Source organism: Rhizobium sp. AG855, from assembly GCF_003610655.1.
GTDB classification, from domain to species: Bacteria; Pseudomonadota; Alphaproteobacteria; order Rhizobiales; family Rhizobiaceae; genus Allorhizobium; species Allorhizobium wuzhouense.
Genome location: NZ_RAQG01000004.1, coordinates 93,129 through 111,569, shown reverse-complemented (window position 1 = coordinate 111,569; position 18,441 = coordinate 93,129). Strand labels below are relative to the sequence as shown.

At 58.0% G+C, this 18,441-nt stretch carries 18 protein-coding genes, 1 tRNA gene and 1 pseudogene; 14 read left to right on the top strand and 6 right to left on the bottom strand.

Annotation, left to right across the window (positions count from 1 at the left end; all coding sequences use genetic code 11):
* The first annotated feature begins 1 nt into the window (after nt 1).
* Entirely contained in the window at nt 2–922 is a 921-nt protein-coding gene (locus DFO46_RS17400) for a Kiwa anti-phage protein KwaB-like domain-containing protein (protein ID WP_120278359.1), read from the top strand.
* A 125-nt stretch (nt 923–1,047) separates the two neighbouring features.
* Here DFO46_RS17400 and DFO46_RS17395 read toward each other — a convergent pair whose 3' ends face one another.
* The 3 genes and pseudogenes from DFO46_RS17395 to DFO46_RS17385 all read right to left on the bottom strand — a co-directional run.
* Nucleotides 1,048–1,968, bottom strand: a complete 921-nt coding sequence (locus DFO46_RS17395; RefSeq protein ID WP_120278358.1) for an RHE_PE00001 family protein — start codon at nt 1,966–1,968, stop codon at nt 1,048–1,050.
* Nucleotides 1,969–2,135: 167 nt separating this feature from the next.
* Complete coding sequence (locus DFO46_RS17390) at nt 2,136–3,248, bottom strand: site-specific integrase (RefSeq protein ID WP_120278357.1); 1,113 nt, start codon at nt 3,246–3,248, stop codon at nt 2,136–2,138.
* A 173-nt stretch (nt 3,249–3,421) separates the two neighbouring features.
* Nucleotides 3,422–4,021 (bottom strand): annotated as a pseudogene (locus tag DFO46_RS17385) (site-specific integrase); the annotation flags it as partial.
* 171 nt (nt 4,022–4,192) lie between these two features.
* Between DFO46_RS17385 and DFO46_RS17380 the strand changes: the two are divergent.
* The gene (locus DFO46_RS17380; RefSeq protein WP_245422633.1) at nt 4,193–5,452 is read left to right on the top strand and encodes a PAN domain-containing protein; all 1,260 of its coding nucleotides are present in this window, start codon (nt 4,193–4,195) and stop codon (nt 5,450–5,452) included.
* A gap of 140 nt (nt 5,453–5,592) precedes the next feature.
* On the opposite strand, the gene DFO46_RS17375 is transcribed toward DFO46_RS17380, so the two are convergent.
* A complete protein-coding gene (locus DFO46_RS17375) occupies nt 5,593–6,681 on the bottom strand; it encodes a Fic family protein (RefSeq protein WP_120278356.1) in 1,089 nt (362 codons plus the stop codon).
* A 228-nt stretch (nt 6,682–6,909) separates the two neighbouring features.
* A tRNA-Ser gene (locus DFO46_RS17370) sits at nt 6,910–6,999 on the bottom strand.
* Between the two features lie 277 nt (nt 7,000–7,276).
* On the opposite strand from DFO46_RS17370, the gene rplU reads away from it, so the two are divergent.
* The 4 genes from rplU to DFO46_RS17350 all read left to right on the top strand — a co-directional run bounded on the left by rplU (nt 7,277) and on the right by DFO46_RS17350 (nt 9,245).
* Nucleotides 7,277–7,591: a 50S ribosomal protein L21 gene (rplU, locus tag DFO46_RS17365; protein WP_110791350.1), complete on the top strand. Its 315-nt coding sequence runs from the start codon at nt 7,277–7,279 to the stop codon at nt 7,589–7,591.
* Nucleotides 7,592–7,627: 36 nt separating this feature from the next.
* A complete protein-coding gene (gene rpmA, locus DFO46_RS17360; protein WP_110791351.1) occupies nt 7,628–7,897 on the top strand; it encodes a 50S ribosomal protein L27 in 270 nt (89 codons plus the stop codon).
* Between the two features lie 125 nt (nt 7,898–8,022).
* Entirely contained in the window at nt 8,023–8,661 is a 639-nt protein-coding gene (locus tag DFO46_RS17355; protein ID WP_120278355.1) for a GNAT family protein, read from the top strand.
* Nucleotides 8,658–9,245, top strand: a complete 588-nt coding sequence (locus DFO46_RS17350) for a GNAT family N-acetyltransferase (RefSeq protein ID WP_120278354.1) — start codon at nt 8,658–8,660, stop codon at nt 9,243–9,245. The genes DFO46_RS17355 and DFO46_RS17350 overlap by 4 nt, the downstream gene beginning before the upstream one ends.
* A gap of 33 nt (nt 9,246–9,278) precedes the next feature.
* Here the strand turns inward: DFO46_RS17350 and DFO46_RS17345 are convergent, their stop codons facing one another.
* Nucleotides 9,279–10,142: an endonuclease/exonuclease/phosphatase family protein gene (locus DFO46_RS17345; RefSeq protein WP_120278353.1), complete on the bottom strand. Its 864-nt coding sequence runs from the start codon at nt 10,140–10,142 to the stop codon at nt 9,279–9,281.
* A gap of 87 nt (nt 10,143–10,229) precedes the next feature.
* Here DFO46_RS17345 and obgE point away from each other — a divergent pair, with 87 nt between their 5' ends.
* From obgE to DFO46_RS17305, 8 genes are all read left to right on the top strand, one after another.
* Nucleotides 10,230–11,318, top strand: a complete 1,089-nt coding sequence (gene obgE, locus DFO46_RS17340) for a GTPase ObgE (RefSeq protein WP_120278352.1) — start codon at nt 10,230–10,232, stop codon at nt 11,316–11,318.
* A complete protein-coding gene (gene proB, locus DFO46_RS17335) occupies nt 11,318–12,493 on the top strand; it encodes a glutamate 5-kinase (protein WP_120278351.1) in 1,176 nt (391 codons plus the stop codon). The genes obgE and proB overlap by 1 nt, the downstream gene beginning before the upstream one ends.
* A complete protein-coding gene (locus DFO46_RS17330) occupies nt 12,486–13,769 on the top strand; it encodes a glutamate-5-semialdehyde dehydrogenase (RefSeq protein WP_120278350.1) in 1,284 nt (427 codons plus the stop codon). Before proB ends, DFO46_RS17330 begins: the two co-directional genes overlap by 8 nt.
* Before the next feature lie 37 nt (nt 13,770–13,806).
* On the top strand, nt 13,807–14,397 hold the full coding sequence (locus tag DFO46_RS17325; RefSeq protein ID WP_120278349.1) for a nicotinate-nucleotide adenylyltransferase: 591 nt from the start codon (nt 13,807–13,809) through the stop codon (nt 14,395–14,397).
* Between the two features lie 134 nt (nt 14,398–14,531).
* Entirely contained in the window at nt 14,532–14,942 is a 411-nt protein-coding gene (gene rsfS / locus DFO46_RS17320) for a ribosome silencing factor (protein WP_110791359.1), read from the top strand.
* Nucleotides 14,943–15,049: 107 nt separating this feature from the next.
* Nucleotides 15,050–15,532 carry a 23S rRNA (pseudouridine(1915)-N(3))-methyltransferase RlmH gene (gene rlmH / locus DFO46_RS17315; RefSeq protein ID WP_120278348.1) on the top strand — a complete coding sequence of 161 codons (483 nt, stop codon included), beginning with the start codon at nt 15,050–15,052 and terminating at the stop codon, nt 15,530–15,532.
* Between the two features lie 175 nt (nt 15,533–15,707).
* A complete protein-coding gene (locus DFO46_RS17310) occupies nt 15,708–17,081 on the top strand; it encodes a murein hydrolase activator EnvC (RefSeq protein ID WP_245422653.1) in 1,374 nt (457 codons plus the stop codon).
* Complete coding sequence (locus DFO46_RS17305) at nt 17,071–18,390, top strand: S41 family peptidase (protein ID WP_110791361.1); 1,320 nt, start codon at nt 17,071–17,073, stop codon at nt 18,388–18,390. The genes DFO46_RS17310 and DFO46_RS17305 overlap by 11 nt, the downstream gene beginning before the upstream one ends.
* Nucleotides 18,391–18,441 lie beyond the last annotated feature (51 nt).

Genomic DNA, 18,441 nt, shown 5'->3' with positions numbered 1-18,441 from the left:
AATGGCTGTACCGCAAGCATTTACGGATTTCGATATCAATGCAGCGACCGTCGCTCTTTGGGTCTTCAAGAAATCATTTCGCCCGGGAGCGGCACCTGTTTTCACAGGGCGCTGGGTGCAAACAGACGAGGCACTCGATGGCGCCCTAAAGGAAGCGGTCATTCAAGAGCGGGCTCGAATTCTTGAAGTCAATGAATACGGCCTGCTGGCTCAAAATAACGAGGACAGCGCGCTCCGGATCGATGGCCTGCTCACACACGCCGGGCTGCTGACGGCACAGATGGCCGCGGAGATTGCCACAAAGAAAGTGCGCAATTTGAAAGATGTTCAAAACAGTGATTTTTACGCCATCAAACTCGTTAGCGGTGATTCTATCCTCTACGCGATTCGAAAAACGGACGCGTCATGGAAGTCGAAAAAAGCAGTCAATTATCTGACAGTTCTCTTTGAAGACGATGAGCTAACGCTACAAGAGTCACCGAGCTTTTCAGTGTCTCGCCATGTCGACTTTTTTATTTTCGAGGACGACGTGCTAATGACGAATAAAGCGGCTTTCGAATCGGTGCTGAGTTACAAGCAGGCTCACGCAGACGACTTTATCGCCTTGCAGGCGGAGCAAGATTTTTCTTCCTTATTCTCCAGCATCGCCCCTCTAGTCACTTTCGTGGGAACGAATAAGCTTCATCTGCGGCGGGTATGCGCTATTAGACAGAAAGGCCACTACCGGAACGCGGCATTCATGAATAGATTGAGACAGACACACCAGCAATTCGGATTATTACTAGTTTTCGATGCGCAAGGTCGAATTGACCCCACCGAAGAGTCATGTGTAGACATCATCCGCGCGTTTCTGGACCACCGCCTAACATCGCCATTCTCTGAAAACGTCTACGACGTTCCGGATACAACCCCGGTTCACTGAGTGGTGTGCGGCTTGTGGTAGCGACATTGTTGCGATCCGCAATCTCGCAGTGATCCGATTTGTCTGGGGCGCTAGCGGCCTCTATCCAAAACCACATCCCGAAACCGAGTAGCCGGAATGGTGATCTACGGCACTCCCCATGCCCGAAACCTCCCCCTCCCCGTCATCTCCCTGAGGCCGAGCTCCAAAACGATCCGTCGCGCCGCCTGCGGCGTGACGTCGAGCGTCTTCGCCACCATCCCGGCCGAAACGAGCGGCTTTGCCATCACCAGCTCAACCAGCTCCGGCAGTTTCGACGACGTCCTCCTTCCCTCCAGTTTTCGGTCCATCATCGTTTTCGCCAGAGTCAGCCGATCATGCTCTTTCATGCCGATTTCGGCCGCCGACAACAAACCGTGAGCGATGGCGAACAACCGGGTCTCCCGATCGCGATGCCGGCGCCGACCGACCGGAATGGTTTTGAGGCCCAGATTGATGGCGGCTAGGTGCGCGCCGGTCGTGATGCCGGCCTGGCGCAGGATGGAGGCGACAAATAGCCGGCCGAGCCAAGGGGCGTGCTGCAGCACGGCCAGCTCGTTCCAGGCATCGAGGGCGACGATGGCCTGCAGCACCCCCGGCAAGTTTTCGGCCTGGCGCAACACAGCACGCCATTCCTCCAGCCGCGCATCCTCGTCCCAGTCGAGATCATAGACCAGCGGATCGGCCGGAGCCCGGCCGGGCTTTTTGGCTCGTTCGATCGCAGCGTCAGAGCGCGCGAGCAGCGCATCGATAGCAGCATAGTCGACGCCAGGGAGATTTTTCGCGTCGTCGGCGTCATCTCCCTCCCCTTCCGCGTCGATCGCGATCGCCGGCCAAATGACTCCGCTCGTCGTAGCCTCGTCCGCGCCGCCCGCCCCGATCTCCGAGGTTTTCCGCAGCGAGCGGATACCGTCGGCGGAGAAAGCCCAGTCGGGGGATTGGCCGGCGATGCGCCGACGGGTTCGCAGCACATCGCGGGCGATTGTCAGCTCATGGGTGGGTGTGCGAATATCGCGGGTGGCGTCCATTTCACCGTTCTACAAATCCTTCTGATAGCTGGTAGCTATCTCTGGTCTCCAGGGATAAGTTGGCCCTTTGAGCGGCAGCATCGCTAAGCCCGGCATGCCCCGGCAAGGTTTCGGAATGGCGGAACGTGCGGCCGCAAATGGAGATCAAGGCCGCACCGGCTATATTCCTATTGCCTAATTGAAGCGTGCTTCAAGACCGCCCGAATAAGATCGAGCGTCTCTGGGCCAGCTTGCTCAATATCGTCCAAGATATCGCCTGCGTCGGGGCTATTCAGTCTCGCTCGCATCTTCTTGAATAGCGCCTGCTTGGTGTCGGGATCCACTTCGCCATAATATTTCGTGGTGGTGCTGATCTGCTCATGACCGAAATTTTGGCTAATCACTTTGAAGTCCCGCATGGACCCAGCCAATTCGTCGCAATGCTTCGCAACAGTTGAACGAATGGCATGCGGCTTGAAGCGCGGAACACCCGCAGCAGCTGCTGCCTTTTGTACAACCCGACGCACAGGCGCGGCAGTAGTTAGAAACTCCAACTCAATTCGCTGCCTGCCGATCCAAGGCTTGAATGGCGCCGTTGGGATCAAGGGATCATCCTCCGACGCACCCATCGCCTTTAACTCAGTGATCCAGTCGATGATGATACGCTCGATATCTTCGCCTACTGGAAACCAATCAACGATACTTGTTTTGGAGAATTTTGTTTTCACTTCTCGCGCATCCTGGAAAACACGCTTCTGGTCGATATCGACATGCTTGATGCAAAGAGAGATCAAAGCCCCGTCACGCACCCCAAACAGGAAAAGGGCAGCAATCATCGCCCGATCTCTTCGATGAGCAAGATGCTGGGTCGGCATGCCGTCGAGCATAAGCCTGATCTGTTCGGGAGCGGGGACAAACTTTGGTGCCGCCGCACTGGCCAGCTCTGAAAGATACATGGGCGAGTTGAAGTGATTGTAGAGCTGCGCCGTAATCGATCGCCTATACCCATCTTGGACAGCGAGCCATTCGAAGAATGCTTTCAGGTGCCCAAATGTATGAACGATCGTTGAAGCAGACAAACCGCCTTTCCCGCTCTTGTCTGCGCGACTGATCCAATCGTCCTTGAAATCTTCGATCATTTTTCGGGTCACAGACCTGAAATCTGTAGATTCAGTATGTTTTTCAAACTGCCAGATGTGACGCAGGATGTCGTCGATCGTTTTGGGGTGGAAGCCTTTTGTATGCTTCAGCTCACCCTGGTACAGATAGATAATTTTAGCGTTGTCTACTGATGCGTTCATTAGTGTGACTTTCAATGAGATGTGGCAATTTGAAATTGCCTGAGAGGTTTGCGAGCGAAGCCGTAGCCAGCGCGGTTGTTGCTGCCGGCTTCGCTTGAGTGCTGGACATCCAGGATTGGGGAGATGCGCTCGGATTCGAGTCTGTCGGATTTGCACAATCCACGACTGAAATGACGAAGCATATTAGTCTCGATGGCGAGGATCAGCAGCGTTTTGAAGTATGGCGTATGCCCGCCGTCGCAGCCATCGAGAAGCCTTTGCTCCTCGTCACTGGTCAGTCTCCGGCTGCGCTCATTGCGGATCACCGGACGACGAACCAGCTTCACCACGTTCTTTGCAATCGGCAGACCCCAGTCGCGGATAGCGACCTCAAGGACGTGGCTCAGGATAGCTAGCTCCCGGACGGTCGTAGATGGAGCTACAGATTGCAGGCGCTCGTCACGGAACGACGCAATGTCCTGCTGGCTCAGTCCGATCAGCGTCCGGTAGGAGAGATCATGACGACGCAGAACGTCGATCCGCTGGATCTCTTGCACTGACCCGCGCTTGGTGGGCGAGATTTCGCGCTGGTAACGCTCCAGGAGCTGTCCCAGCGTCGTGCTTTCGAGGATCTTGGTGTCTGGGGCAGCGCCGAAGCGATCGACTTGGGCTTCCAGATCGCGCGCCCACTTCTCGGCCTCCTGCTTGGTGTCAAAGGACTTGCACCGAGGCTTCATGCCTCGACGACGCACTTGGGCTTGCCAGCGTCCTCTGAGCTTCCGGATCGTCGCCATGTGATCTCCAATGGTTATTGAAGATCACGCGTAGGACGCCCTCGGTGGGGAGCCAAGGATTATCCCGGCACGACCAGGTCTTAGTTAACTGCAATCAAAAGTAGATGGCGCATGTAGCTTGCTCCTGCTTAGCCAATATAGTTTGATGAGGTCGGGTTAGGGGCTGCGTTCATGCGTATTAGATTTCGAGCTGTCGTCACCGTCGCTCTTTTGTCTCTCGTTTCAGCGGGCAGCGCGTCGGCCGCCGAGAAGACGTTCGGGCCATTCATCGTCGACGATGCCAACAAAAGCGTCATCACATTAAACGGCGATATCGATGTCAATTCAGCGCTCAGCTTTCGCCGCGCGCTTCAAACGGCACCGGATGCAAAGCTTGTTACCCTCAACAGCCCAGGCGGCAATGTGCAGATGGGCCTTCTGATTGCCGACGATATCCATCAGCGTAAGCTTGCCACATATATCCCGCAGGGGAGCAAGTGTTACTCCGCATGCTCCTTCGTCTTCCTTGCAGGCAATGAGCGAAAAGTCGACGGCGAGTTGGGTGTCCACCAGATATCGTCAGACGCACCGGATCTCGTTGGAGCCCAGCTGGCCATTTCGGACATAATCGAGGTTCTGAACCGGTTCGGAACTCCAATGGACGTCATGCATGTGATGTTCAAAACGCCGCCAGACGACATGCACGTTTTCACCTCGGAAGAAATCGAGCGCTATCATCTGAACCGGTCAGGAGATGAGCCAAGCGGAACCGCAACAGTGGTTGACGTGCCGGCACCGTCCGGCACCGCGACCCAGCCGTCCACTGCATCAAGCGCCACGGCTGAGTTGCCAATGACTTCGGATCTTCAAACTGAATCCAGGCTTTCTCCGCTTGAAGAGTTCACCAAGAGACCCAACCGGATCGCGATTTACACTGGACTGGATCTATTCGGTGACGACATTTCTTCGCTGCGAGTTGACGACGCCGCAATGTGCGCAAAAAGCTGCCTGGTCATGGATGGCCAATGCAAGGCGTTCACCTTCAACGCCAATCCCAAGATCAAAAGAGGGCCGAATTGCTTCCTGAAGTCCAGCACTGGACGAGCCGATGGCAATAGCGTCGCCTTCTCGGGTCGCTTTCTCAGCGCGGCCGAAGAAGACCCATCAAGCCTGACGCTTGGAACGATCGATCCTCAGTCGGCTCTCTACGACGACATCGACCTACCAGGTGGCGATCTCTCACGGCGGCCGGAACGCTCGGCGAAGACACCTCTCGATTGCCGATTGGCTTGCATCGATGAAAAGAGCTGCGTCGCCTTCACTTACATAAAGCCGAAAAAAGAATGTTGGTTGAAGGGTGCGATCGGCACCCCGATATTCGGCAGGGGCATGGTATCAGGGCTGAAGAAGCTGGAAACATTTTCGCCCGCTAAAATAATCAGTCTGGATTGAGTTCGTCCGGTCTTGCCAGCGTCCTCTGAGGTTCCGGATCGTTGCCATGTGACCTCCAACGGATATTGAAGGTCACGCGTAGGATGCCCCCAGCGGGGTGCCAAGGGTTATTCCGGCTATTTGCTTTGGGACCTCGCGCTCTATTCGGATACGCTCAAAAACAAAGCAACCAATGGCTCATTGATGTAGTAGTTATTCCTGCCACTTTGATGCTTCTCAAGAAAGCCATGCTCCGCAAGAGTGTCTAGATATTTTGCTGCGGTCTGTCGGGTGACGCGAAGATCATTTTGAAGATACTCGATCCGCGTGTATGGGTGCCGGAAGAGATTGTTCAACAGGTCCTGAGAATAGAGTTTCGGTAGCTCTTCCCGAAGCCTTCTCTTCATTGAAGACATCTGGTCACGAATATTTTCGACAAGATCTAGCGTCGTCCTCGCTGTCTCATCAACCGCTCTGAGAATGTAAACTAACCAATCTTCCCACTCTCCAGTATCACGCACATGCTGCAGAAGGCGGTAATATTCGCTCTTCGAATTATTGATCGCTCTACTGAGATATAGGATCGGAATTTCGAGCAGATCGGCTCGCGTCAAATAGAGCACATTCAGAATTCGGCCGATCCGGCCATTTCCATCAGGAAATGGATGTATGCTCTCAAATTGGTGATGAACGAGTGCCATCTTGATGAGGGGATCGAGCGACGACAAGCGATCATCATTGATGAAGCGCTCCAGGGCATCCATAGCCGCAACAATTTCCCGCTGGTCCTGCGGCGGAACATAGACAACTTGTCCGGTGCGGTCGTTCTTCAAAGCCGTTCCTGGCGTCCGCCGAAACCCATCATCTCGCTGCTTGAGAAGCTGAAACATGCCAATAATTGTTGAATTGGTAATCAAGCCCTCGAACTGGCTCAGCTGTGCAAATCCATATTTCACCGCATCACGATAGAGCGCGACCTCCTTCGCAGCCGGCGACTCAGGCCCTTCAGGAAACAGATCGGCCTGAAACAACTCGTCTTGGGTGGTGACGATATTTTCGATTTCGGAACTGGCTTTTGCTTCTTGAAGAGCAAGGGTGTCGATCAGAATGCCTTGGTTGGGTATTGCTGCCGCGCGCCCTTTCAGCTCAGCAAGAGATCTGTTGGCAGAAGCCAGGGCCTTTAGAACCTCGACGGTCTCCAATCCGTCAATCTCTGTGAGATCCGGCAACTGGTAGGATGACTTTAACATGTGCGACTCGATGCGTTAAAAAATACGCATTCTTTTAACACGTCACGCCCATACGTTAAACGAAATGGGTTTGGCTTACACATCAGAAGCGAACAAAGCGGATTAGCTGGCGCACCAGAATTGACCGAGCAGTGCCCCGGTTGTGGCCCTGCCTAGCACAAGCAGAGACATTCAACTGTCAAGGCGATCTATATTTAACGGAGAAACGCTGGCTACCCAGGTTCATTATGGCGGAGAGGGTGGGATTCGAACCCACGATACCCTTGCGAGTATGCCGCATTTCGAGTGCGGTGCTTTCGACCACTCAGCCACCTCTCCGGTCACATTGGTCGGCGCACGGTGGCGCGGGCTGTCTCATAGCGGCAACTCACCCCCCACGCAAGAGCGAATGTGACGGTTTTTCCTGCTTTTGTCTTGACACCTTGGGTGCCCTCACGTATGCGACGCTCGACCCAAAGCGTAGGCGAACTGTGCCTTGTGTTCTTCGCGATCCGCGAAGCTTAACCGGCGGGGATTTTTCAGTCCCGCTCCTCCGACTGGCAAAAAGACGGCCCCTCGCAAGAGGAGAGCCGGAACGAACATGAAAGGATAAAAAATGTTCGCAGTCATCAAGACCGGCGGTAAGCAGTACCGCGTAAACGCCAACGACGTGCTGACCATCGAAAAGCTGGAAGCCGAAGCTGGCGCAACCATCGAATTCACCGAGATTCTCGTCGTCGGCGAAGGCGAAACCGCAACCATCGGCGCGCCCTTCGTGGCTGGCGCCAAGGTTACGGCCGAAGTCGTCGAGCAGATGCGCGGCAAGAAGGTCATCGCCTTCAAGAAGCGCCGTCGCCAGAACTCGAAGCGTTCGCGCGGCCATCGTCAGCACCACACCGTGGTGCGTATCACTGACATCGTCGCTGCCTGAAGCGCGTCTAACTACAAGGTTTAAAGGAGAACTCCCATGGCACACAAAAAAGCTGGCGGTTCCTCGCGCAACGGTCGCGATTCCAATTCCAAGCGCCTCGGCGTGAAGAAGTTCGGTGGCGAAGTCGTCATTCCGGGCAACATTATCGTGCGTCAGCGCGGCACCCAGTGGCATCCGGGCGCGAATGTCGGCATGGGCAAGGACCATACCCTCTTTGCACTCACGGCCGGCAATGTGGACTACCGTACGAAGTCGAACGGTCGAGTCTTCGTGTCTGTAATGCCGAAAGCCGAAGCAGCGGAATAAGCCGGTAGCGCTCTAAAACAGCCGGCGTCTCATCGACCCGGCTGACCGCACCAGGTTCAGTTCAGAAAAAGGGGAGATGGGACGCCATCTCCCCTTTTTTCTTGTCCAACGAAGGAGACTGAACCATGCAAAGTCTGATGTTGAGGGATGACCAATCACGGTCGCCCGAAGAACGGCCAAGGCCCGATCGGCCGAGGAGCGATTGCCCTGTCTTATTGTCGCAAAGGCTCGTCCTGCGCGCACCCCACATCGAAGACATAGACGCCCTTGCCCATCTCGCCAACAACGCCGCAATCGCCACCATGGTGGCCCGCATGCCGCATCCTTACACGGCGAAAGACGCGGCCGACTTCGTGCGACGCACGAATATCGGCGAGATCGGCAAGTGCGTCTATGCCATTACGAAAGCGGACAACGGCGAATTCCTCGGTTGCTGCGCGCTGGAACCCAATCCCGTCGACGACACCATATTGGAACTCGGCTATTGGTTGGGCGAGCCCTACTGGAACAAGGGTTATGCGACGGAAGCGGCCCATGCGCTCATCGATATGGCGTTTCGCTCCCGTGAATGGGTGAGCCGTATCGATGCGCGCTGCCGGGTGACCAACATCGCCTCGCGCCGCGTCATCCATAAGTGCGGCTTCCAGTTCCAGGGAACCGGCATGGTCGGCAATCTGGCCATGGGCGGCTCGGTCCCCGTCGAATGGTACAGGCTTGACCGCAAGACCTGGCTGTCCCTGAAGAGCTGGGGGGAGATGCGATGAGCGCTATGCTGGCAGAAAGACCGACGGTCGCTCCGTCGATGCCTGGCCCCTGCCCGGTCATCGAAACAGCCCGCCTCGTGCTTCGGCCTCACCGGATGCAGGATGCGGATGCGATTGCGAACTCGCTGAGTGACTTCGCCATTGCCCGCATGCTGACCCGTGTGCCGGTCCCCTACGACCGCGAGGACGGTCGCGACTGGTTGAATATGGTGACATCGGACCTGGCGCCTGACTGGCATTTCGCGCTCACGCTCGATGGCGTGCATATCGGTGTGGTCTCGCTTGAGCTCCGCCATGGCCTCTGGCACATTGGCTACTGGTTGAACCGCTTCTATTGGGGCCAGGGCATCATGTCCGAGGCGGTCGAGGCAGCACTCGACCGATTTTTCCGGCGGATGCCGGGAGCCGAGGTCTTCGGCGGCGCCTTTGCCGACAATGCCGCATCACTCCGATTGCTGGGGGCCTGCGGCTTCCAGACCATCGGAGTGAGGGACATATTCTCGAAAGCCCGCAATACAATGGGACCGCTGGTCGAATTTCGGCTGTCACAGGCCGACTTCGCCGGACGTGAGAGACGTCCATAGCCGACAATGTTCCGGGCGCCCAGCGCCCGGACTTCATATCTGTGCAAGTTCGACCCAGACAGGAAAATGGTCTGACCCACGCGCGGAGGTATCCACCCGACAGGCCTTCAGACGACTGGCAAGGCCACCACTGACAAAGCAGTAATCGAGATGCATGCGCCGCGCGCCATCTTCGCTGATCCAAGTATATCCGTCCGCCGGACGGGATTTCAGGTGCCCCTGCGCATCCGTAGGGAAGCCTGCACGAGGCGCTCGCCCATAATAGGCGTCGTTGCGGCCGGCCATGGCGAGGTACTCCGCCCCTTCGGGCTCCATGTTGAAATCCCCCATGATCAGGAAATCTTGCGGCAGCGGCGGATCGGCAACGGCGAATTCAACCGCGCCCGTCAAGACTCCGCCCTCGTCGAGATATCTGCAGGCACGATCCTTCAGGAAGGCAATCTGTGCCAACCGCTCGTCAGGCGAGACATGATCGAGATGAACGGAGTAGACGCGCAAAGCACCGCCGGGGGTGTCGATCACGGTCTCCAGCGCACCTCGCTGCAGGTTCAACTTGTTGAAGGTCCGGTTGCGCGGCAAAAGCAGATTGCGACTGGCGCGGATCGGATAACGCGACAACACCATGTTACCAAACTCGAAGCGCCGCTCGCGCAGGCGTCCATCCACAATGGCATAGTCAACGAGTACGTCACAGGCCGGACCGAAGGCGACAAAATGGGTCGGAAAGAGCGCAGAAAAGGTCTCGACGAGATCCACGTAATCGTTCCTGCTATAACCGCGGGTGACTTCCTGCAGCGCAATCACGTCCGCGTCGCGGATGCTGTCGGCAATGCGATCGGGGTCGAAACGCCCGTCCTGACCGAAGCCGTACTGGATGTTGTAGCTCACGAACTTCACGATACTCTTTGACCTCCGCTCAAAGCGGCTATATCGATGGCCGCAACTCTCCATACAGACCCTGACAGAAGAATTGACGGCAACAAGATGAAATTTCTCGACGAGGCTAAGGTATACATTCGCTCGGGCGACGGTGGCGCCGGTGCTGTGTCGTTTCGGCGCGAAAAGTTCATCGAATTCGGCGGACCGGATGGTGGCGATGGCGGTCGTGGCGGTGATGTCTGGGTTGAAACGGTCAACGGACTGAACACGCTGATCGACTTTCGCTTCCAGCAACATTTCAAGGCCAAGACCGGCACCCACGGCATGGGCCGCAACCGCACTGGCGCCAATGGCGACGACGTGACCCTGAAAGTCCCGGTCGGCACACAGATTTTCGAGGAAGACGCAGAAACCCTCATTGTCGACCTGACGGTCGAGGGCCAGCGTTTCCGCATCGCCAAGGGTGGTAATGGCGGTTTCGGCAACGCCCATTTCAAGACAGCGACAAATCAGGCGCCAGACTGGGCGAACCCAGGCCTTGAAGGTGAAGAGAAGACTGTCTGGCTCAGGCTGAAGCTGATCGCAGATGCCGGTCTAGTCGGCCTTCCGAATGCCGGCAAGTCGACCTTCCTCGCTGCCGTTACCCGTGCGCGGCCGAAGATTGCAAACTATCCTTTCACCACGCTCCATCCCAATCTGGGCGTGGCGACAGTTGACGAACGTGAGTTCATTCTGGCCGATATCCCGGGCCTGATCGAAGGCGCTCATGAAGGAGTGGGTATCGGCGACCGCTTCCTCGGCCATGTCGAGCGCACCCGCGTCTTGCTGCACCTCGTCTCCGCACAAGAAGAGAAGGTTGGCCTCGCCTATAAGACGGTTCGCCACGAACTCGATGCCTATGGTGGCGGGCTTGAAGACAAGCCGGAGATTGTCGCCCTGTCACAGATCGACGTGCTTGATGACGCGGAGCTGAAAAAGAAGGCGGCCGAACTGAAGAAGGCCTGCGGCCAGACGCCACTGTTGCTGTCGGCGATCACCGGCAAGGGCATGACGGACGCGCTGCGCGCCTTGCGCGACATCATCGTCGCTGCCCAGGGCAATGCACCTCTTCCCGCCAAGCGAGACAAGAATCGGAAGAACCGTGACAGTGAGGGCAATCTCGAAGGGGACCTCGACGGAGAAAGCGAAGACTGATGTCTACCCGGATCCGCTCGCTGTCCCGCGCCAAGCGCGTCGTCATCAAGATTGGGTCTGCCCTGCTCGTGGATCGGGCAACGGGCATCCGCAAGACCTGGCTCGACGCCATCTGTGACGATATCTCTGCCTTGAAGGCGCGCGGCACCGACGTGCTCGTCGTGTCCTCCGGCGCAATCGCACTTGGCCGTTCCGTGCTCTCGATGCCGTCGGGCGCGCTCAAACTCGAGGAAAGCCAGGCATGCGCCGCGGTCGGCCAGATCGCGCTCGCCCGCCACTGGGCGGAAAGCCTTTCGCGCCATCAGATCGTCGCAGGTCAGATTCTGCTCACGCTTGGCGATACCGAAGAACGACGCCGTTATCTCAATGCGCGTGCGACCCTTCAACAGTTGTTGAAGATCGGTGCGGTCCCGATCATCAACGAGAACGACACCGTGGCCACGACGGAAATCCGCTACGGCGACAATGACCGGCTCGCGGCGCGTGTCGCCACCATGGCTGGCGCTGACCTTCTCGTTCTGCTGTCTGATATCGATGGCCTCTACACGGCACCGCCGCATCTCGATCCGGATGCCAGGTTTCTCGAGACCGTTGAAGAAATCACGCCCACCATCGAAGCCATGGCAGGCGGTGCGGCTTCGGAACTGTCGCGCGGCGGCATGCGAACGAAGATCGATGCCGGCAAGATTGCGACCAGTGCCGGCTGCGCCATGATCATCGCCTCCGGCAAGACGATGAACCCGCTGGCGGGCATAGAGAATGGCGCCCGTCACTCCTGGTTCGCTGCATCACGCACGCCGGTGACTGCGCGCAAGACCTGGATTGCAGGGCAGTTGCAGCCTGCAGGAATGATCACGGTGGACTCAGGAGCAGAAGGCGCGCTGAAATCCGGCAAGAGCCTCTTGCCGGCAGGTGTCAAAGCCGTCGCGGGGAATTTCCATCGGGGGGATACGGTGTCGATCATCGGCTTGGAAGGGCGCGAGATAGCCCGTGGCCTTGCCGGCTATGACGCAGAAGAAGCGCGGCGCATTTGCGGCCGGAAGTCTAACGAAATCGAGAAAATCCTTGGATATGCCGGCCGTGCCGCCATGATTCACCGCGATGATCTCGTCATGACCGACGTCGGCCAGCGCGAAGCCGCTGCCGGGGAGCGAAAGGATGCGGCCCATGCTTGACACAGTCTCACAGCAGAATTCAGTCGGTGCCTTGATGCTGGATATCGGTCGCCGCGCACGTGCGGCTGCAAGACCGCTTGCAACGGCATCGACCGCAGTGAAGAACAAGGCCCTGCTCGCCATGGCCGACGCACTCCTTGTTGCCGAACCGGATATCATTGCCGCAAATGCAGCCGACCTGAAGAATGCTGCAGAGACCGGTCTTGCCGCTTCCTTCATCGATCGGCTGACGCTGAACTCCGCTCGGGTCGCGGCAATCGCACAGTCTATGCGCGAGATCGCACAGCTTCCGGATCCTGTCGGCACCATCATCGCGGAATGGGACCGCCCGAACGGCCTTCATATCGAGCGCGTTCGGACCCCACTCGGCGTGATCGGGGTGATTTATGAAAGCCGCCCGAATGTGACCGCCGATGCTGGCGCCTTGTGCCTGAAAGCAGGCAATGCGGTTGTGCTGCGCGGTGGATCTGACTCTGCCAACTCTTCGCGCGCCATACATGCATGCCTGGTGAAGGGCCTTCAGGCTGCGGGCCTGCCCGCCGATGCAATCCAGCTCGTACCGACAACGGATCGCGCGGCCGTCGGCGCGCTGCTATCCGGTCTGGAGGGATCAATCGATGTGATCGTGCCTCGCGGCGGCAAGAGCCTTGTCGCACGCGTCCAAGAGGAAGCGCGGGTGCCGGTCTTCGCGCACCTTGAAGGATTGTGCCACGTCTATGTAGACAGTTCAGCCGACCTTGAGATGGCCAGGAAGATCGTCGTCAATGCCAAGATGCGTCGCACCGGCATCTGCGGCTCGGCGGAAACACTGCTCGTCGACAGCGCCGCAATCGGCACGCATTTGCAGCCACTGATCGAGGCGTTGACTGAGGTGGGATGCGAAGTCCGGGCATCTGCAACCGTGCTGAGGGTAGTGCCAGGCCTGAAGCCTGCTGTCGAAGACGACTGGCGCACCGAATATCTCGACGCCATCATTTCCGTCGCCATCGTCGACGGCATCGGTGGAGCGATCGATCACATAGCGCGCTATTCATCCAACCATACAGAAGCCGTCATTGCCGAGGATCCCGCTGTGGTCGAACGTTTCTTCAACGAAATCGATTCCGCCATCCTGCTGCACAATGCCTCGACGCAGTTTGCCGATGGGGGCGAGTTCGGCATGGGCGCCGAGATCGGAATCGCCACCGGCAAGATGCATGCGCGGGGACCTGTTGGCGTCGAGCAGCTCACATCCTTCAAATACCGTGTTCGCGGCACCGGCCAGGTTCGTCCCTGACGTGGAGGGGGCGGCCATTAGCCATCGCTATCGGGTCATGCCGCATGTCGAGCGAGGGATGGTTGTCGGTCTCTTCGGCGGCTCCTTCAACCCGCCGCACCAGGGTCACTTGCTCGTGGCCGAGATCGCCTTGCGACGACTGGGACTCGACCAGCTCTGGTGGATGGTAACACCGGGCAATCCGTTGAAAAGCCACAGCCAACTCGCCCCCCTCACCGAACGGCTCGCCAGTTGTGAAGTTTTGGCGGAAGATCCTCGCATCAAGGTGACCGCCTTCGAGCAGGCGCTGGGCACGAGCTATACGGCAAAAACCCTGGAATTCGTCCGCGCGCGCAACCCCGATGTGCATTTCATCTGGATCATGGGGGCCGACAATCTCGCCAGTTTCGATCGGTGGCAGCGGTGGCAAAAGATTGCAACCACCTTCCCGATTGCTGTCATAGACCGTCCAGGCTCGACGCTGGCCTATCTCTCATCGAAGATGGCAAGAACTTTCGACTATGCCCGTGTCGACGAGGAGGATGCTGGTGTTCTTTGGCGCAAGAAAGCACCAGCCTGGACCTTCATTCACGGCCCACGTTCAACCCTCAGCTCGACGGCACTCAGGGCCGCCACAGATAACAGCTGAGGCAGAACTGCATCAGCAGCAGGCAAAACCACCGAATCTCTTGAAACAACGGCAGATCAGTGCCACCTTCTGATTGCGGTCCCTGACGGGAATCGCAGACGTGCTGTTCTGTTTTGCCAAAGAAAGGATGAACTCTGACAACAGTACACACCCGCGGACGTGCGCCCGTCGCCGTCCCGAAACGCCCGGAACGTGGCGCCGATGCCGCAGCCCGTGCGCTTGAGCTGGTCCTCGCAAGTCTTGAGGACTCGAAGGCAGAAGACATTGTCTCCATCGACATTGCCGGGAAATCGGCGCTGGGCGACTACATGGTGGTCGTATCCGGACGCTCGAACAGGCATGTCTCGGCGATCAGCGAACACCTCATTTCCGACTTGAAGGACGAAGGACTGGGCTCCGCCCGTGTCGAAGGCCTTGAGACCGGCGATTGGGTTTTGATCGACACCGGAGACATCATCGTGCATGTGTTCCGTCCGGAAATCCGCGAGTTCTACAACATCGAAAAGATGTGGTCGGCTCCGGACATCGAGGACCGCCTGCACTGAAGAACGGCCAGCCGTCCTGAAGGACGGTCTCGATGCCGGATTGACACGGCAGGCGTTGATCCTGCCGATACAGCTGGTTTTGTGACCGAAAAACTTGAGGCTGCCGCATGAAAATTGGCATCTACGCCGTTGGCCGGCTGAAAGCTGGACCGGAGAAGGAACTCGCGTCCCGATATCTGGACCGCTTCGCCAAAGCGGGTCCGCAATGCGGGCTGGAGTTTACACGCTCGGTCGAGTTGAACGAAAGCCGCGCCGGCAATGCCGACACCAGAAAGCGCGAGGAAGCCATGGAGCTTTCCCGCCAGATCCCTGATGGCGCGCTTCTCGTGGTTCTTGATGAGCGCGGCAAGGCCTTCGACAGTGCCGAATTCGCCAAATTTATCGGCGACGCTGCTGACAATGGCCAGAAAGACATGGCTTTCGTCATTGGTGGCGCCGATGGCATCGACCCGGATTTGCGCGACAAGGCACGCCTGGTTCTCAATCTCGGGCGCCTGACCTGGCCGCACCAGTTGGTGCGGATCCTGATTGCCGAACAGCTCTATCGCGCCGTCACCATTCTGACCGGGCACCCTTATCACCGCGTCTGAGCTTGTGCGCGCAAGCCACTTTGCCTTCAAAGCAAATCAGCGTATTTTCCGGCCGAACCGGGAAACGTCCTTGCACGCCTTTGCCACCAAAAACACCAGGAAACTGCCTTGGCGCGTATCGCGCCTCGCAACTTTGCGCGCTCTTTTCCTGGCGTGTGGACTGACCACGCTCCCGATCTCTATCGAGGCCCAGGAAGCGCGCACGGCGGCCGAACCGGAAACATCGACAGGCTCGGTGCCGCCCAGTGTGGACACCGCCATCCAGACCCCGTCCGAGGCGGCGACCACCGATGCGACGCTCGAACTCAGGGCCAAACGAGACCAGGTCAGCGGTGAGCTGCAGGAAATCGCCCGCACGATGCAGGTGTCTGGCGAGAAGGCTGCCGAGCTTGAGAAGAGCATCGAAGCGCTGAGCAAGACCACCGATAGCCTGAAGACGGCTTTGATCGACTCGGCAAAGCGTCGCAAGGATATCGAAAAACAGATCAGTGAAGGAGAAAAAAGGCTCGCCTCGATCGGTGTCAGAGAGGATGCGATCCGAAAGTCCTTCCGCGAACGCCGCTCTGTTCTGGCCGAAGTCCTGGCCGCGCTTCAACGCATGGGCCGCAATCCACCTCCGGCTTTGCTCGTCAGCCCCGAAGACGCACTCGGCTCGGTCCGTACAGCCATCCTGCTGGGCGCGGTGGTTCCTGGCATCCGGCACGAAACGGAAAAGCTTGCCGACGATCTCAAAGAGTTGATTGTCCTTCGAGACAGCGGGAAACAGGAAATGGACGGTCTTGTAACCGCCATGGCCAGCCGTCAGGAAGAAGAGCGACGCATGGATCTGTTGATTGCGGAAAACGATCGGCTGGCGCGCACCAATTCGCTGCAGCTCCAAGCGGAACGCAAGCAATCAGAGGCGCTTGCAGAACGGGCTTCGACCATGGAAGCCCTCATCCGCTCGCTTGAAAACGAGATCACCTCCGTGCGACAGGCAGCTGAACTTGCCAAGGCCGAAGAGGCAAAACGCGACCAGATGAGCGAGGAGCATAAGGCCCGGACACGCGAGATCGCACGCTCCGAATTGCCCGATAAAAACCGCATTGCGCCCGCATATCCTTTCTCCGAATTGAAGCAGAAACTGGAACTACCGGTTGCCGGAGAAACACTGCGGCAGTTCGGCGATCCGGACGGAACCGGCCACCAGGCTCAAGGTGTGGTTATCGCATCGCAGCCGGGATCGCTTGTGACCGCGCCGGCGGATGCATGGGTTGTTTTTGCAGGAAATTTCCGAAGCTACGGCCAGATGATCATTCTGAACACGGGCGACGGCTATCATATGGTGCTGTCAGGCATGGACCGGATCAGCACGAGCCAAGGCAAGTTTGTACTGTCAGGGGAGCCGCTGGCGACCATGGGAGAGAAAAGAGTGGCAAGCGCCACTGGATTGGCGCTGGAAACAGATCGCCCGACACTTTACATTGAACTTCGAAAAGACGGTAAACCGGTTGATTCCCGCCCCTGGTGGGTCGGAGGCGATTCTGGAAAGGCACAGAATGATTCGTAGGGTCTCTCTTCTCCTCGTTGGCGCTCTGATGGGCGCAACCGCGATGAGCCTCATCTACTCCGCAGGGATTCCGGCACAGGCTGCTGGCAATTCCACCTACAAGGAACTGTCGATTTTCGGCGACGTTTTCGAGCGCATCCGCGCCCAATACGTCACGCCGCCGGATGAGAACAAGCTGGTCGAGAGCGCCATCAACGGCATGCTCACCTCGCTCGATCCGCACTCCGTCTACATGAACGCCAAGGATGCGGCCGACATGCAGACCCAGACCCGCGGCGAATTCGGCGGCATCGGCATCGAAGTCACGATGGAAGAAGAGCTGGTCAAGGTCATAACCCCGATCGACGACACGCCTGGCGCCAAGGCCGGCATCCTGGCCGGCGACTTCATCTCCGAGATCAACGGTGAATCCGTTCGTGGCCTGAAGCTTGAGGAAGCGGTCGAGAAAATGCGCGGCGCGGTCAATACACCGATCAAACTGACGATTCTGCGGAAGGGTGCCGACAAGCCGATCGATATCACCGTGAATCGCGAAATCATCCCGATTCGCGCCGTGAAGTCGCGCGTCGAGGGCGATGTTGGTTATCTCCGCGTCATATCCTTCACCGAAAAGACCTACGACGACCTGGAAGCAGCGATCGAGAAGATCAAGAAGGAAGTCCCGGCCGACAAGCTGAAGGGCTATGTACTCGATCTTCGCCTCAATCCGGGCGGTCTGCTTGATCAGGCAATCTACGTCTCGGATGCCTTCCTGGAGCGTGGCGAGGTGGTCTCCACCCGCTCACGTGATCCGCAGGACACTCGTCGCTTCAACGCGACCGCAGGCGATCTCACAGATGGCAAACCGGTTATCGTGCTCGTCAACGGCGGCTCCGCATCGGCATCCGAGATTGTCGCTGGCGCCCTCCAGGATCTGAAGCGTGCAACCGTGCTTGGTACACGTTCCTTCGGCAAGGGCTCCGTTCAGACCATCATCCCGATGGGCGACAAGGGCGCGCTGCGCCTGACAACGGCTCTCTACTACACGCCATCGGGTCGCTCGATCCAGGGCACCGGCATCACGCCTGATATCAAGGTTGAACAGCCGCTGCCGGAAGATCTGCAGGGCAAGGTGCGCACGGAAGGCGAATCCTCTCTCCCCGGTCATATCAAGGGCAATGCCGAGACCGAGGAAGGTTCAGGCTCCGTCGCTTATGTCCCGCCGGAAGCCAAGGATGACATCCAGCTGAACTACGCACTGGACCTGCTGCGCGGCAACAAGACGGACCCAGCCTTCCCGGCAGATCCGCAGAAGGCATCGCTGCAGTAAACACCTGGAGCCACCGCCTGCGCAGGCTGTTTTGTTGCGCAGGCGTCGGGT